We start from the raw sequence: 16953 nt of genomic DNA on the forward strand, positions 1-16953 counted from the left end.
ACACACCGTGCGCACACCCACACTCGCCGACCACGCCATGCCGAACGCCTCCGCAGGATCCGCCGTGCTGCCGCGCACGGAGCCGGGCCACCCGCCCGTCCTCACCGGCGACTTCCGCCGGGACCGGAGCGCTGTCACCGCCCATCTGGAGTCCGTCACGCGGCTGATCGAGGCGCTGCCTCCGCGCGCCGCACGCACCGCCGCCCAGCAGCGCGACGCGCGCGCCCTGCACGCCGGGGCGAATGCCCTGCGCCGCCGGTTCCTCGCAGCGTACGCGGAGCGGGTCTACGCCGACCTCACCGATGGGCTCATCTCTCACCCGCGTCCGGAGGAACTGGCCGCCAGCGCTGCCGTCCACTTCCCCGGCCTGGTCCCCACCTCCGGTCAACTCGCCGACGACGCACGGCACATGCAGCGCAGCAAGGAAGGATGGGAGGTGGCCCTCGGCATCTTCTTCCAGGCGGTCCTGAGCGCCCCCACCGCCGGAAACCACCTGCTGCGCTCGATGCTGCGCCCCACCGAACGCGCCCGCGCCGCCCTCCTCGACTACCAGCGCACCGGCCGCGCCGACCTGGGCGTCGCCACCGTCACCCGGCAGGACGGCATCGCCCACCTGGAACTGTGCAACGACGAGTTCCTCAACGCCGAGGACGACATCGTCGTCGAGGCGCTGGAGACCGGAACCGACCTGGTGCTGCTCGATCCGGCCAGCCACGTGGGCGTGCTGCGCGGCGCCCCCCAGACCCACCCCGCCTACGCGGGCCGGCGGGTGTTCAGCGCGGGCATCAACCTCACGAACCTCTACCACGGCGACATCTCGCTGCTGGGCTTCATGCTGCGCCGCGAGGCCGGATACATCGCCAAGTTCGTGCGCGGCCTGTGCCTGGACGACACGGCGGGCGACGGCTGGTGGCCGGACGCCGACAAGCCGTGGATCGCCGCTGTCGACACCTTCGCCATCGGCGGCGGCATGCAGATCCTGCCCACCATGGACCGGGTCGTCGCCGCCGACGACTCCTGGTTCAGCCTGCCGGCCATGGAAGAGGGCCTCGTCCCCGGCCTCGCCAACATGCGGCTGCTGCACCCGACCGGGTCGCGGCTCTCGCGGCGCCTGATCTTCTGGGGCAGGAAACTGCGGGCCACCGACCCCGAGGCGTCGCTGTTCGTCGACGAGACCGTACCCGCGGACGCCATGGACGGCGCCGTCCGCGCCGCCGCGGAACACCTCGACCACCCGGCCGTCGGCGCCAACCGGCGCATGCTCAACCTCGTCGAGGAGCCAGTCGACCTGTTCCGCCGCTACCTGGCCCAGTACGCGTACGAGCAGGCCTGCCAGCTCCACAGCCCCGCGCTGATCTCCACCCTGGAACGCACCTGGGTCAACCGGAACCGGGGCACGGGCGGCGGCGATCAGCGATGACGGTGTTCGGCGTCCGGCGCCTCCTCGACGCGGTGAACCGCCCGGAGCGGCCCCTCGGAGCGGCCGTATGACGGCCGCGGAGAACGCCGCGACCTGGTACCGCTGCCCGGTGCCGCGGCCCCGCGCGCGCCTGCGGCTGGTGTGCTTCCCGCACGGCGGCGGATCGGCCACCGCCTACTGGGGCTGGCCCGCCCTGCTGCCCGACACGGTCGAGCTGCGCGCCGTCCAGTACCCGGGGCACGCCGACCGCATCGCCGAGCCCCTGCACACCGGACTGCACGCGCTGGCCGACGCCGCCGCCGACGCCCTGGTCCCGCTGCTCGACCGCCCCGTCTCGCTCTACGGGCACAGTCTCGGCGCCCTCGTCGCCTATGAGACCGCGCGGCGCCTGGCGGCCGCGGGGCGTGCGCCGGTGCGGCTGACCGTGTCCGGCATGCCGCCGCCGCACCGCGTCAGGCCCGGGGCGGTCCACCTCGGCACCGACGCCGAGCTCATCGCGGAGCTGCGGCGCCTGGGGGGCGTCCCCGACGAGGTGCTGGCCCACCCCGACCTGCTCGACCTGGTGCTGCGCACCGCACGGGCCGACTACGCGCTCGCCGAGACCTACACCCCCGGCCCGGGCCCGGCTCCGGCCCTGCCGCTCACCGTGCACCGGGCCACCGCCGACCCCGAGTTCAGCGCGGACGAAGCCGCCGGCTGGGCCACGGCGACCACCGCGCAGGTGCGCCACCGGACTTTTCCCGGCGGCCACTTCCACCTGGCCGACGAGCCCGCGCCCGTACTGCTGGAGATCGTCGACGACCTCGTCAGCGACATGTCAGCCCCGCGTCGGCCCGCCCGGCCAGCCTGGGCGGGGACCACTGCACACGCCGTCCCCTCACCTCCAGCTCGAGCAACCGGGAGATCGTCATGAGCAACCCCTTCGAAGACGCCGAAGGCACCTTCCTCGTCCTGGTCAACCATGAAGGCCAGTACTCGCTGTGGCCGTCCTTCGCCGAAGTCCCCGCCGGCTGGACCGTCGCCCTGCCGGCCACCGACCGCGAGAGCGCGCTCGCCCACATCGGTGAGCACTGGACCGACATGCGGCCCAAGAGCCTGGTGGACGCCATGGACGGGGCGGCCGCGTGAAGTCCGCCGCGCTGCTCGAAGCCCCCCGGGCCGCGCCCCTGTCGGTCACCGCCGACCTGCACGCCAGCCTCAGCGATCCCGCCCTCACCTCGATGACCCTGCTCAACGAGATCACCGGCGACTACCCCGAGGCCGTGTCGTTCGCAGCGGGCCGCCCCTACGAAGGCCACTACCGTACCGAGGCCCTGCACCGGCATCTGAGGCGCTACACCCGGTACCTGGAGCGCGAACGCGGCCTCGGCGCGGAGCAGGTGCGCCGGACCCTGTTCCAGTACGGGCCCACCAAGGGCATCATCAACGAACTGATCGTCCGTCAGCTCCAGACCGACGAGGGGATCCCGGCCGACCCGGAGGCGGTGGTCGTCACCACCGGCTGCCAGGAGGCCATGGTCCTGCTGCTGCGGGCGCTGCGCCGCGACGAACGCGACGTCGTGCTCGCCGCCGCGCCGACCTACGTCGGCTTCACCGGCGCGGCCCGGCTCACCGAGATGGCCGTCCACCCGGTGCCCGAGGGGCCGGGCGGGCTCGACCCCGCCGACGTGGCGCGCGGCGTCGCCCGGGCCCGGGCCGACGGCGCCCGCCCCCGGGCCTGTTACGTCATCCCGGACTTCGCCAACCCGGGCGGCTCCCGGATGTCCCTCGACGACCGCAGGCGCCTGCTGCGCGTCGCCGAGGACCTCGACATCCTGCTGATCGAGGACAACCCGTACTCGATGTTCCACGACGGCCGGGGACGGCTGCCCACCCTCAAGTCCCTGGACACCACCGGCCGGGTCGTCTACATCGGCTCGTACGCCAAGACCGCCTACCCCGGGGCCCGGATCGGGTACGTCGTCGCCGACCAGCCGGTCGTCCAGGGCGGGCTGTTCGCCGACCAGCTCGCCAAGCTCAAGAGCATGTTCACGCTGAACACCTCGACGCTCGCCCAGGCCGCGATCGGTGGACTGCTGCTCGAACACGACTGCAGCATGGAACGCGCCTGCGCCCGGGAGGCCGCCGTCTACCGCCGTAATCTGCGCACCCTGCTCGACGGCCTGGCCAGGCGCTTCCCGCCGGACGGCGACAGCGGCGTCAGCTGGAACGTTCCCGCCGGCGGCCTCTTCGCCGTCGTGACCGTGCCGTTCACGGCAGACGAGCAGGCGCTGGAGGAGTCCGCCCGCCGCTTCGGCGTGCTGTGGACCCCGATGCGCCACTTCTACGCGGGCACCGGCGGGTTGCGTCAACTGCGGCTCTCCTACTCCGTGTTGACACCGCACGAGATCACCGTCGGCCTGGACCGCCTCGCGGCCCTGGTCGAGGCCCGCTCGGACCGCGGCTGACCTCCGGTCCACCACCCCGCATCAGCCGCACGTCAGCGACGCGTCGGCGACGCGCACCACACTCGTGCCCGGACGGTGCGCGGACCCCGGGCCGAGGTGTGCCCGGAAGACCTCAAGCCTCGGAACGCCGACTCAGGAGACACCCGATGACCATGCTCCAGCGCTCAGGCGCGCAGACCGCCGCGACCGCCGGCCCCGGGGCGGACGAGGCGGGCACCGTACCCCTGACCGAGGAACAGCTCGGACTGCTGCTCCAGCACCGGGCCGACCCGCAGAACTCGCCCTACAACGTGCCGCTCGCCATCGATCTGCGCGGACCGCTCGATCTCGCCGCCCTGGAGAGCGCCCTGGCCCGGCTGGTCGCCCGCCACCCGCTGCTGTCCGCCCGGGTCCGCGACGACGACGGCGACGGGCCGCCCCGCCTCGACATCGACCCGGCCCGCGCCCCGCGGCTGGAGCGCCGGGAATCCACCGACGACCCCGGCCACGGCACCGCCGGGGCGCTGCTCGCCGAGGCCCGCCGGGAACTGGACCTGGAACGCGAGGGCGTACTGCGCGCCGTGCTGATCGGCCACGGGCCCGAGCACCACACGCTGCTGCTCGTCGTGCACCACGTCGTCGTCGACGGTGAGTCCACCGGCCTCCTCCTCACCGACCTGCTCGACGCCTACGAGCACGGGCGGATCCCCGGCCAGACGCCCACCGGATTCGGCACCTACGTCACCGACCGCGCCCGTGAGGCCGCTACCCGCACCGCGGAGGCCGAGGCGTACTGGCGGGAACGGCTCGACGGCGCGGACCTCACCGTCGACTTCCCGCTGGACACCCCCGGCGCGGACACCCCGCGCGAAGCGATGGTGCCGCTGGAACTGGACGCCGGACTGTGGGGCGAGATCACCGACTTCTCCCGCGCGCGCCGGGCCGGCGCCGCCGCCGTGCTGCTCGCCGCCTATCTCAAGGCCCTCGGCACGTACGGCCGTCAGCCGGCGCCCACCGTCGGCGTCCCGCTGGGCGCCCGCACGGACCCGCGCTTCGACCGCACCGTCGGCTACTTCGTCCGCACCCTCCTGGTGCGGGCTCCCCTCCAGGACGCGGAGCTGACCGCCGCCGAGTTCGTCGCCGGCGTCCAGAGGGAACTGACCCGTGCCGTCGACCACGCGCGCCTGCCCTTCCCGCGCATCGCCAGGCTCGCCCCCGGCGGCGCGACCGCGGAACCCTTCAACTGCACGTTCGTCATGCACAGCTGGGCCGACCCGGGCGCGGCGGCCGACGAGGGCGTCGAGCTGCGCGGCGGGCTGCGCGCCCGCTGGCGCCAGGACGTGCCCGCACCCGGCCTCGGCCTGCTCACCCTGGAGTTGTACGAGGGCGGGGGCACGCTGCGCGGCCGGCTCAAGTACGACGCCGCGCGCATCGAGGCCGCGACCGCCGAGGCGTTCACCGAGCACATCACCGAGCTGGCCCGCCAGATGGTGCGCCGGCCGGACGCGGCCGTCACCGGGCTCGACGGGATCGGGCCGCGCGCCCGCGCCGCCCTCGACTCCCTCAACGCCACCGACCACCGGCTCGACGACACCGACATCGACACGCTGATCCGCCGCGCCGCCCAGGAACGCCCGGACGCCGTCGCGGTCGAATGCGGCGACCGCCGCTGGACCCGCCGCGAACTGGACGCTCGGATCGAGGCGTACGCCGCCGGACTGACCGCGCGGGGCGTGCGCGCGGGCGACAGGGTCGGCGTGCTGCTGCCACGCAGCGACGAGGCCGTCGCCGCGATGCTCGGCATCCTGCGCGCCGGCGCCGCGTACGTCCCGCTGGACCCCGCCCACCCGGAGGCGCGGCGCCGCCACATCGTCGACAGCAGCGGGCTCCGGCTCGCGATCGTCACCCCCGACACGGCGGCGGCCTGCCCGCCCGGCACCGAACAGGTGCCGCTGGCCGACCTGGCCCGGCCCGGCACGGCGGACGTACGGCACCCCGCGCCGGGCGACGCGCTGCACATCCTGTACACCTCCGGCTCCACCGGGACCCCCAAAGGCGTCCAGCTCAGTCACCGCGCGCTGGTCACCGATGTGCTGGCCGCCATACGCCACTTCGGTATCGGCGCCGACGACGCGATGCTCCTCAAGGCCCCGTTCACCTTCGACGTCAGCGCACACGAGATGCTCGTCGCGCTGGTGTCGGGCGCCCGGCTGGTCGTGGCGCCACCGGACGCCGAACGCGATCCGGACCTGCTGGCCGAGGCCATCGAGCGGCACGGCGTCACCCTGCTGCACGCCGTCCCCTCCCAACTGCGGCTGCTGCTGGAGGCGGACGCCTTCACGCGCAACCGCACGCTGCGCGCGGTCGTCTCCACCGGAGAGTCGCTGCCCAACGAACTGCGCGCCGCCTTCGAGGCAGCCCACCCCGCGCGGCTGCACAACGCCTACGGGCCGACCGAGACCTCCTACTCGACGGTCTTCTCCTGGACCCGCGGCGACGACAGCTTCTGGACCCGCCGTGCCGAGGTGCCGATCGGCGTGCCGTTCGACAACATCCGCTGCTACGTGCTCGACGAGTGTCTGCGCGAACTCCCGCCGGGCGCCCCCGGCGAGCTGTGGATCGGCGGCGGCACCGTCTCCGACGGCTACGTGGGCGACCCCGATCGCACCGCGGAGCGCTACCGCAGCCTGGAGCTGGGCCCGCGCACCGACACCGTCTACCGCACGGGTGACCTGGTCAGGCTGCTGCCGGGCGGCGCGCTCACCCATCTGGGCCGCCTCGACGACCAGGTGAAGATCAACGGCAACCGGGTGGAACTGGGTGAGGTGCGGGCAGCGCTGATGTCGCTGCCTCTCGTCCACGACGCCGCGGTCCAGGTGTCCCGGCACGCCCACGGCAGCCTGCAGATCGTCGCCCACGTGGTGACGTCCGCCGAGGTGACGCAGGTGCGGGCGGCGCTCGCCGCGCTGCTGCCGTCCCACATGGTCCCGGCCCACTTCCACCGCGTTCCCCTCATCCCGGTCCTCCCGAACGGCAAGACCGACCGGCAGGCCCTGGCCCGCCTGGCGGCGCGGGACGACCGGGCCGTCGAGGCCGGCGCACCCGCGGCCGGCGCACCCGTGGCCGGCGCACCCGCGGCCGGCGCCTCCGAGGCCCCTGCCCCGGCGGCCGGCGCCCGGGTGACCGCAGCGCCATCCGCCGAGGCGCCGGTCGTCCCCCGCGGGCAGGACCCCGAGAGCGCGAGCACCGGCGGCGCGCTGCGAGCCGTGCGCGCCGTCTGGCGGGAACTGCTGGGGGAGGCGCGCGACGACGCCCAGTTCTTCGAGGCCGGAGGCGACTCCATCCTCGCCATGCAGATGGTGTCCCGGCTGCGCCGCGAGGGCTTCACGCTCGCCATGCGGGAGATCTACCGCCACCCCGTCCTGGCGGACCTGGCCGCGCACATGGACGCCGATGCCCCCCGGCCCGCCGACACACCCGCCCCCGCCGCCGCGCCCGTCACGGCGGCCGGCCCCCGCGGCGGCGGCAGCTCACCGCTCGCCCCGGTGCAGTCCTGGTTCTTCCGGCACATCAGGACCGACCTGCACCAGTGGAACCAGTCCGTGCTCCTGGAGCTGAACCATCCCGTCGACCCCACGGTGCTGCGCCTGGCCCTCCAGGCGGTCGTCGCCGCGCACCCCGCCCTCAGCGCCCGCTTCGAGGCCGACGCGCACGGCGACCACGCCGAGGGCCACATGCTCGAGGCCGCGCCGTTCGCCGCCTACGACCCCCGCGACGTCCTGCGCGAGCGCGAGGTGAGCGACGACGGTGAACTCGAGGAGGCCCTGGAGGACATCGAGCGCAGTCTCGACCCGCTCAAGGGCGTGCACGTCCGGGCCCTGCTGGTGCACGACCGCCGCCGGGCCGACAGCGACGGCCTGCTGCTCGTCGCCATCCACCACCTGGTCGTCGACGGCGTGTCCTGGCGCATCCTCCTGGAGGACCTGGAACACGCGCTGGCCTCGCTGTCCGACGGCGCGCTGCCCACCCTGCCCGCCGAGGCGTGCCGCTACGAGGACTGGGTGGCCTCCCTGCCCGCCGTCGCCGCACGTCCGGGCGAGGCCGACTACTGGCGCTCCCTGGCCGCCGCCCGGGCCGAGGTGCAGAGCCTGCTGCTCACCACCCCGGCGCCCGACGAGCGGGACATCCGCCGAATCGAGTTCTCCCTCGACCCGGAGGCCACCGCCCGGCTCATCGGCCCGCTGCCCCGGCAACTGGGCCTCCAGGTGCACCAGGTGATGACCGGTGCCTTCGCGCAGGCCCTCGCCCGGTGGCGCGGCACCGGTCAGGTGACGTTCGACGTGGAGACCCACGGCCGGCACGGTCGCGACGACCTGTTCCGCACCGTCGGGTGGTTCACCTCCATCCACCCGGTCGTCCTCGGCGCCGACCGCGCCCGGGACCCGCAGGGATGGCTGGCGCAGGTCGCCGACCGCCTGACCGCGGTACCGGACGGCGGCGTCGGCTTCGGCGCGTGCCGCGAGTTCTCCTCCGACCCCGGACTGCGCACGCTCCTGCGCACCCTGCCGCCCGCCCTGGTCTGCTTCAACTACTACGGCCAAGCCGACCAGTTGAGTGCCAACGGCGGCTTCACCATGTCCGGCCGGCCCATTCCGCGCGAGCACTCCGCGCGCTGTGAGCGGGTGTACGGCATCGAGGTGTACGGCATCGTCCACGGCGGCAGGCTGCGCATGGGGCTCACCTGGGTTCCCAGCCCCGCCGACGGCGTCGACGAGACGGGCGTCGAGGCGCTCGTGGACCAGATGCGCTGGGTCCTGGCCACCCTCGCGGGCGCCGACCCGGACACCGTCTCGGCCGCCGAGATCGCTGCCCAGGGCCGCCCGGCCACGCATCCGCGCCGCGCCGAGCGGACCCCCGTCCCGCAGCGGCCCGTCGCCCCCACCACCACCCCCGAACCGTGGCCGGCGAACGCCCTGGAGACGGTGCCCGTCACACCTCAGCAGCACGGCTTGCTGCTGGACGCGCTCGCCCACCGCGGCAGCGGCCGCTACGTGGAGCAGCTGTACTGGCGCTGGTACGGGCCCCTGGACACGGACCGGTTCAGGGCCGCGTGGCAGTCCGTCTTCGAGCGCGAGACCGTCCTGCGGGCCGCCTTCGACTGGGACGACGAGCCGCGTCTGGTCCTGCACGACCAGGTCACCGCCGAGGTCGTCCGGCACCCGGCCGGCACCGTCGACTGGGACGACCTGATGGAGCGGGACCGGCTGCGCGGCTTCGACCTGCGCGAGCCGGGCCTGCTGCGCGCCACCCTCGTCGACGACGACGCCGACGGCCCCGAAGCTCCGTCGACCCGCGTACTGATCACCTTCCACCACGTACTCCTGGACGGCTGGAGCGTGTCCGTCCTGATCCAGGAGTTCTACCGGGCCTACCTCGCCGACGGCTCCCTGTCCGGCGGCGAACGGCGGCCCGACATCCGCGACTACGCGCACTGGCTGGCCGAGCAGGACACCGCTCCGGCACGGGAGTTCTGGTCGGCGGCCGTGCCGTCCGCGGCCCCCGTCGTGCGGCCCGCGCTCCCCGGCCCCGCGACCGGCCAGAGCGGCTGGGGCCGCGCCGAGGTCCGGCTCAGCCGCACGGAGGCCGACCGGCTGCGCGCCTGGGCCGCCGCCCGCGCCGCCACCGAGTCCAGCGCGCTGCAGGCGGTGTGGGCGCTGCTGCTGTACCGGGCGTCCGGCGTCGACGGACCCGCCCCCGTCGGGTTCGGCGTCACCGTGTCCGGCCGCGGCATCCCCCTCGACTCCGTCGAGCGGCTGCCCGGGCTGCTGATGAACTCGCTGCCCATGACCCTCCAGGTCGACCCGGCGCACACCGTGCCCCAACTGCTCAGCGAACTGCGCGACCAGGCGCTCGACATGGCCGCGTACGAGTGGGTGTCGACCGGACAGATCCACGAGTGGAGCGGGCGCAGGGCCGACGAGAAACTCGTCGAGAGCCTGCTCGTCTACGAGAACTATCCGCGCTCCTCCGACCACCTGGAGTCCGCGCTCGCCGCACAGGACATCCGCGTGGAACTGCCGGAGGCCGCCGGGTCCCAGACGGCCTTCCCGGTCACCCTCCTGGCCTTCCGCGACGTGGACGGCAGCCTCGTCCTCACCGCGGTGCACGACCGCGGCCGGCTCGCCGACGCCGACGCGGACCGGCTCGTGGGCCAGTGCGCCCGGCTGCTGCGCGACCTGCCCGGCACCGCCGACGATTCCACGACCGTCGGCGACATCGTCGCCGCCCTGTCCGCGACGGACCTGCCGAGGATGGCCGACCGTGCCGAGCCGGCCACCGACGCCGCCGACGCGGACGTCACCTGGCCGGAAGGGCCCAGCACCCGGCTGGTGAAGGAGGCGTGGCAGGCCGTCTTCGGCGCCGAGCCCCTCGGCCCCGGCCTGAACTTCTTCGAGGCGGGCGGTCACTCGCTGCTGGCGATGCGGCTGCTGCGGGAGATCAACCTGCGCTCCGGACAGACCCTGCGCCTGGACGAACTGCTCGCCCACCCGAGGGCCGGGGAACTCGCCGGACTGCTCGGCCGGGAAGCGCGGGACACCGGCACCACCGCATGCGACGGCGTCCTCGTCCCGCTGCGCCCAGCCGAGCGGCCCGGCGCCGGGACCGTCTACCTCGTCCACCCGCCGGGAGGCCAGGTCGCCTGCTACGCGCAGCTCGCCCACTGCTACGAGGGGCCCGAGGCGCTGGTCGGCATCCGTGACCCCCGGGTGGACGAGCCCGTACCGCGCCACCTGTCCGTCGAGCAACTGGCCGATCACTACCTCGAAGCGCTGCGGCCCGCCCTGGATGCGGGCGAGCGGATCGTCCTGGGCGGCTTCTCCGGCGGCGGTGTCATCGCCTACGAGATCGCCCGGATGATCACCGAGGAGGGCGGCCGGCCCCCGCTGGTCGTGCTCGTCGACGCGGGTGCCCCCGACGGCGAGCTCACCGACGCCGACGCCGACGGCTCCTTCGCCAACCAGTTGCGCGCCGTCGCCGAGGGCCGGCCCCCGGCCCCGGACGCGGAAGGACCGGGCGCGCGGCCCGCCGAGGAGAAAGCCGCGCCGGCCGGCGCCCTCGCCGAACCCGACGGCTCCGCCTCCTACCTGAAGGAACTCGCCCAGATCGCCGAGTGGATGCGCGGCGACGGCGGCGGCGACCCGGTCGCGCTGATGCGCGACAGCGTGGAGGCCGTCCAGCGCTATGGGCCCCGCCCGTACCCCGGCCCCGTCGTCGTGCTGCGCGCCGGGGACACCGGATTCGGCAAGGGCACCGAGTACGACGAGAGCGACCGCTTCCACGCCCGGGCCGGGCTCGGCTGGGAGGACCACGCCGCGGACCTGTCCATCCGGGTCGTACCGGGCAACCACGTGACGATGCTGACCGGCGACAACGTCCGCGGCCTCGCCCGCATCCTGGCGTCCGCCGTCAGGCACTGACGACCGGCGCACCGAACCCAGGGAGAGCACCGACCATGACCACGCCCCGCCGGCGCATCACGCTCGCCGGCATCATCGACGGCCCCGGCGGCCACGTCGCCGCCTGGCGCCACCCGTCGACCCAGGCGGACGCCCAACTCGACTTCGCGTTCCACGCCAAGAACGCCCAGACCCTCGAACGCGGTTTGTTCGACGCGGTGTTCATCGCCGACATCGTCGCCGTGTGGGGCACCCGCCTCGACTCGCTGTGCCGCACCTCGCGCACCGAGCACTTCGAACCGCTGACACTGCTCGCCGCCTACGCCGCCGTCACCGACCACATCGGGCTGTGCGCCACCGCGACGACGACGTACAACGAACCGGCCCACATCGCACGCCGCTTCGCCTCGCTCGACCACCTCAGCGGCGGCCGCGCCGGCTGGAACGTCGTCACCTCCGCCGCTCCCTGGGAGTCCGCCAACTTCGGCTTCCCCGAGCACCTGGAGCACGGCAAGCGGTACGAGCGCGCCCAGGAGTTCATCGACGTCGTCAAGGCGCTCTGGGACAGCGGGAACCGCCCGATCGACCACCACGGCGAGCACTTCGACGAGGCCGGACCTCTGGACATCGCCCGCCCGCCGCAGGGCCGCCCGGTGATCATCCAGGCCGGATCGTCGCCCGTGGGACGCGAGTTCGCCGCCCGGCACGCCGAGGTGATCTTCACCCGGCACAACACGCTCGGCGATGCCCAGGACTTCTACGGCGACCTCAAGGCGCGCGTCGCCCGCCAGGGCCGCGACCCGGAGAAGGTCCTCGTATGGCCGACCCTCGCGCCGATCGTCGCCGCCACCGAGGCCGAGGCGGAGCAGCGCCGGCAGGAACTGCAGGACCTCACCCACGACCACGTCGCGCTGCGCACCCTCCAGGACTTCCTCGGCGACGTCGACCTGAGTGCGTACCCGATCGAGGGCCCCGTGCCCGACATCCCGTACACCAACCAGTCCCAGTCGACGACCGAGCGCCTGATCGGGCTCGCCCGCCGCGAGAACCTGTCGATCCGGCAGCTGGCCCTGCGGCTGATGGGCGACATCGTCGTCGGCACGCCGGAGCAGCTCGCCGACCACATGGAGAGCTGGTTCACCGGGCGCGGGGCCGACGGATTCAACATCGACTTCCCGTATCTGCCGGGCTCCGCCGACGACTTCGTCGACCACGTGATCCCCGAGCTTCAGCGCCGCGGCCTGTACCGCACCTCGTACGAGGGCGCCACGCTGCGCGAGAACCTCGGCCTGGACGCCCCCGCGCCGGGCCGGACGGCCGGCCACACCACCGCAGGAGCCACCGCATGACCGCCCCTCTTCTGGTCGGCCGGATCGACACGCACGCCGACGACGCCACGCTCGACTCGCTCACCGCACTCGCACGCGCCGCGGAACACGCCGGGTTCGACGCGCTGATACTCGACGACTCGTCCCGGCCGCCCGGCGGGCAGGGCCGCTTCGAGACGACGACCCTGGCGGCGGCGCTCGCCGCCCGCACCGACCACATCGGCCTGATCGTCTCCCCGCTTCCCGCCGACCAGGCCCCGTACCACGTGGCGCGGATCGTCGCCTCGCTCGACCACCTCGGCCGGGGCCGCACCGGCTGGCTGGCCGGCGCCGGCGACCCGGAGGGCCGCACGGCCGAACTGATCGAGGTCGCCCGCGGCCTGTGGGACAGCTTCGACGACGACGCGTACGTCCACGACCGCGCCGACGGCCTGTACTGGCGCCTTGACGCGATCCACCGACTGGACCACCGCGGACGTCACTTCGACGTGGCGGGCCCGCTCAACGTGGCCCGCCCGCCGCAGGGCCACCCCGTCGTCGCCGTGTCCGGACCCGCCCTGGCAGCGCAGGCGGACCTCGTCCTCCTCGACGACCCCGCGGACCTGCCCGGCGTGCGGGCCGAGGCCCCCGGCGCCAAGGTTCTCGTCCCGCTCCTCGACCACGCCGACGCCGAGCGCCTGCTCGCCGCCTCGGGCGCCGACGGCCTCGTCGTCCCGCTGCGCGACGCGCGGGATCCGTTCCTCACCACGACGCCCTCCGCGGCGCACCGCGCCGGCACGACACCGGCCAGCCTGCGTGCCCGGCTCGGACTGCGCCGCCCCGCCGGCCGGTACGCCACGGGCACGGTCTGACGCTCCCTCCCACCCCGGTCCCTGGAGAAACATGTCCTCCTACCTGTTCACCTCGGAGTCCGTCACCGAGGGCCATCCCGACAAGATCGCCGACCAGATCAGCGACGCGATCCTGGACGCCCTGCTGCGCGAGGACCCGGCCTCCCGCGTGGCCGTGGAAACCCTGGTCACGACCGGCCAGGTGCACATCGCGGGCGAGGTCACCACCAAGGCGTACGCACCGATCGCGCAACTGGTGCGCGAGACCATCCTCGGAATCGGCTACGACTCCTCGGCCAAGGGCTTCGACGGCGCCTCCTGCGGTGTCTCCGTGTCCATCGGAGCCCAGTCGCCCGACATAGCGCAGGGCGTCGACACGGCGTACGAGCACCGCGTCGAGGGGGCCGGGGCCTCCCGGGCGGCCGCAGCGGACGAGCTGGACAAGCAGGGCGCGGGCGACCAGGGCCTGATGTTCGGCTACGCGACCAACGAGACGCCGACGCTGATGCCCCTGCCGATCGAACTGGCCCACCGCCTCTCGCGCCGCCTGACCGAGGTCCGCAAGAACGGGACGCTCCCGTACCTGCGCCCCGACGGCAAGACCCAGGTGACCATCGAATACCGCGGCAGCAGGCCGGTGCGCCTCGACACGGTCGTCGTCTCCTCACAGCACGCTCCCGACATCGACGTGGACACCCTGCTGACCCCCGACATCGAGCAGCACGTGGTCGAGCACGTGCTCGCCCTGCTCGCCGAGGAGGGCATCAAGCTCGAGACGGACGGCTACCGGCTGCTGGTCAACCCGACCGGCCGCTTCGAGATCGGCGGCCCGATGGGCGACGCCGGACTGACCGGCCGCAAGATCATCATCGACACCTACGGCGGCATGGCCCGTCACGGCGGTGGCGCGTTCTCCGGCAAGGACCCGTCCAAGGTCGACCGCTCCGCCGCCTACGCGATGCGCTGGGTCGCCAAGAACGTGGTCGCCGCGGGCCTCGCCGACCGCTGCGAGGTCCAGGTCGCGTACGCGATCGGCAAGGCCGAACCGGTCGGTCTGTTCATCGACACCTTCGGCACCGGCAGGGTCGCCCAGGCCCGCCTCGAACAGGCCGTCAGGGAGGTCTTCGACCTGCGCCCCGCCGCGATCATCCGCGACCTCGACCTGCTGCGCCCGATCTACTCCCGAACGGCCGCCTACGGCCACTTCGGCCGTGAACTGCCCGACTTCACCTGGGAGCGGACCGACCGCACCCAGCAACTCAAGGTCGCCGCCGGTCTCTGACCGGCGCGTCGGCCCGACGGGAGTGCTCGTGCGTACAGCGGTGACAGGCTCTATCGCCACCGACCATCTGACGGTCTTCCCCGGCCGGTTCACGGACCAGCTGATCCCTGATCGACTGGACCGTGTCTCACTGTCGTTCCTCGTCGACAGCCTCGACGTACGACGCGGCGGTGTGGCCGCCAACATCGCCTTCGGCCTCGGTGGCCTCGGCCTCGCACCCTTGCTGGTCGGCGCCGTCGGCGCGGACTTCGCCGAGTACGAGGTGTGGCTGAAGGAGAACGGCGTCGACACCGGCGGGGTCCGGGTGTCCGACACCCGCCAGACCGCCCGCTTCATGTGCACCACGGACCGCGACTCCAACCAGATCGCGTCCTTCTACACCGGCGCGATGGCGGAGGCCCGCGACATCGACCTGACCGGCCTGCCCGTACCGGCCGCCGGACTCGATCTGGTCATCGTCGCCCCCAACGACCCGGAGGCGATGCTGCGCCACACCCGGCAGTGCCGGGACCTCGGCGTGGCGTTCGCGGCCGACCCCTCCCAGCAACTGGCCCGGCTGGACGGCCCGCAGGTCAGGGAGCTGGTGTCCGGCGCACGGTGGCTGTTCACCAACGAGTACGAGGCGGAGCTGCTGCGCGAACGCACCGGGTGGACACGCGAGGAGGTCCTGTCCCGGGTGGGCACCTGGATCACCACGCTCGGCGAACGGGGTGCCCACGTCGACAGCGCCGGCGAGCACGCTGTGACGGTGCCGGCCGTCACCGGGGTGCCGGTGACCGATCCGACGGGCGTCGGTGACGCCTTCCGCGCCGGCTTCCTCGGCGCCGTGGCCCAGGGCCTGACGCCGGTGGCGGCGGCCCGGCTCGGCTGCGCCATGGCGGCGCGGGCGCTGGCGACGGTCGGCTCACAGACCTACCGCGTGGATCCCCCCGCTCTGCTCGCCACGGTGGCGCGCACGTACGGCACCGAAGCGGCCGAGCCGCTCAGGCCCTGGCTCGGGAGCGCGTCATGACCGCCCCGTCCGCACCGCTGTCCGCCCGGGACCGCGTGAGCGCCCTCCGCGAAGCCCTCGCACGTCGCGTGGTGGTGGCCGACGGGGCCATGGGCACCATGGTGCAGGCGCAGGATCCGACCCTGGAGGATTTCCGGCACCTCGAAGGCTGCAACGAGATCCTCAATGTCACGCGGCCCGACATCGTGCGCTCGGTCCACGAGGAGTACTTCGACGCGGGCGTCGACTGCGTGGAGACCAACACGTTCGGCGCGAACCACTCCGCCATGGCCGAGTACGACATCGCCGGCCGCGTGCACGAGCTGTCCGAGGCCGGCGCCCGCATCGCCCGCGAGACCGCCGACGCCTACGCGGCCCGGGACGGCCGCACGCGCTGGGTTCTCGGATCGATCGGTCCCGGCACCAAGCTGCCGACCCTCGGCCACACCGGCTACACCACCCTGCGCGACGGGTTCCAGGCGAACGCCGAGGGCCTGCTCGCCGGCGGCGCGGACGCCCTGATCGTGGAGACCACGCAGGACCTGCTGCAGACGAAGTCGTCGATCCTGGGTGCCCGCCGCGCCATGGATGCCACTGGCTTCGACGTGCCCCTGCTGGTCTCGATGGCTTTCGAGACGACCGGCACCATGCTCCTGGGCTCCGAGATCGGTGCGGCGCTGACCGCGCTGGAGCCCCTCGGCATCGACATGATCGGCCTGAACTGCTCGACGGGCCCTGCCGAGATGAGCGAGCATCTGCGCTACCTGGCCCGCCATGCGCGCATCCCGCTGCTGTGCATGCCCAACGCCGGCCTGCCGATCCTGACCAAGGACGGCGCGCATTTCCCGCTCGGTCCCGAGGGCCTGGCCGACGCGCAGGAGACCTTCGTCCGCGACTACGGGCTCAACCTGGTCGGCGGCTGCTGCGGCACCACGCCCGAACACCTGCGGCAGCTCGTCGAGCGGATCCACGGCACCATGCCCGTCGAGCGCCACCCCCGGCCGGAGCCGGGCGCCGCCTCCCTCTACCAGACGGTCCCCTTCCGCCAGGACGCCTCCTATCTGGCGATCGGCGAGCGCACCAACGCCAACGGCTCGAAGAAGTTCCGCGAGGCCATGCTGGAGGGCCGCTGGGACGACTGCGTGGAGATGGCCCGCGACCAGATCCGCGAGGGCGCGCACATGCTCGACCTGTGCGTGGACTACGTCGGCCGTGACGG

General features: G+C 73.7%; 10 protein-coding genes. All 10 read left to right on the forward strand.

The window, feature by feature from the left end; genetic code table 11:
- Nucleotides 1-7: 7 nt before the first annotated feature.
- Nucleotides 8-1420: an enoyl-CoA hydratase-related protein gene (locus tag ACFY9E_RS38945; protein ID WP_390993173.1), complete on the forward strand. Its 1413-nt coding sequence runs from the start codon at nucleotides 8-10 to the stop codon at nucleotides 1418-1420.
- A 67-nt stretch (nucleotides 1421-1487) separates the two neighbouring features.
- On the forward strand, nucleotides 1488-2333 hold the full coding sequence (locus tag ACFY9E_RS38950) for an alpha/beta fold hydrolase (protein ID WP_390993175.1): 846 nt from the start codon (nucleotides 1488-1490) through the stop codon (nucleotides 2331-2333).
- Entirely contained in the window at nucleotides 2330-2548 is a 219-nt protein-coding gene (locus ACFY9E_RS38955) for an MbtH family NRPS accessory protein (RefSeq protein WP_390993178.1), read from the forward strand. Before ACFY9E_RS38950 ends, ACFY9E_RS38955 begins: the two co-directional genes overlap by 4 nt.
- Nucleotides 2545-3867, forward strand: coding sequence for an aminotransferase class I/II-fold pyridoxal phosphate-dependent enzyme (locus ACFY9E_RS38960; RefSeq protein ID WP_390993181.1), 1323 nt, complete (start codon nucleotides 2545-2547; stop codon nucleotides 3865-3867). The genes ACFY9E_RS38955 and ACFY9E_RS38960 overlap by 4 nt, the downstream gene beginning before the upstream one ends.
- Nucleotides 3868-4013: 146 nt before the next feature.
- A complete protein-coding gene (locus ACFY9E_RS38965; protein WP_390993184.1) occupies nucleotides 4014-11324 on the forward strand; it encodes an amino acid adenylation domain-containing protein in 7311 nt (2436 codons plus the stop codon).
- Between the two features lie 35 nt (nucleotides 11325-11359).
- Complete coding sequence (locus ACFY9E_RS38970; RefSeq protein ID WP_390993186.1) at nucleotides 11360-12652, forward strand: NtaA/DmoA family FMN-dependent monooxygenase; 1293 nt, start codon at nucleotides 11360-11362, stop codon at nucleotides 12650-12652.
- A complete protein-coding gene (locus ACFY9E_RS38975; RefSeq protein WP_390993189.1) occupies nucleotides 12649-13482 on the forward strand; it encodes an LLM class flavin-dependent oxidoreductase in 834 nt (277 codons plus the stop codon). Before ACFY9E_RS38970 ends, ACFY9E_RS38975 begins: the two co-directional genes overlap by 4 nt.
- Nucleotides 13483-13513: 31 nt before the next feature.
- Nucleotides 13514-14743: a methionine adenosyltransferase gene (gene metK, locus ACFY9E_RS38980; protein ID WP_390993192.1), complete on the forward strand. Its 1230-nt coding sequence runs from the start codon at nucleotides 13514-13516 to the stop codon at nucleotides 14741-14743.
- Between the two features lie 28 nt (nucleotides 14744-14771).
- The gene (locus ACFY9E_RS38985; protein ID WP_390993195.1) at nucleotides 14772-15755 is read left to right on the forward strand and encodes a PfkB family carbohydrate kinase; all 984 of its coding nucleotides are present in this window, start codon (nucleotides 14772-14774) and stop codon (nucleotides 15753-15755) included.
- Nucleotides 15752-16953: homocysteine S-methyltransferase family protein (locus tag ACFY9E_RS38990; RefSeq protein ID WP_390993198.1), on the forward strand; the 1202-nt coding region annotated here is incomplete at its 3' end. The genes ACFY9E_RS38985 and ACFY9E_RS38990, both read left to right, overlap by 4 nt.

The organism is Streptomyces sp. NPDC012466, from assembly GCF_042955215.1.
Lineage (GTDB): Bacteria > Actinomycetota > Actinomycetes > Streptomycetales > Streptomycetaceae > Streptomyces.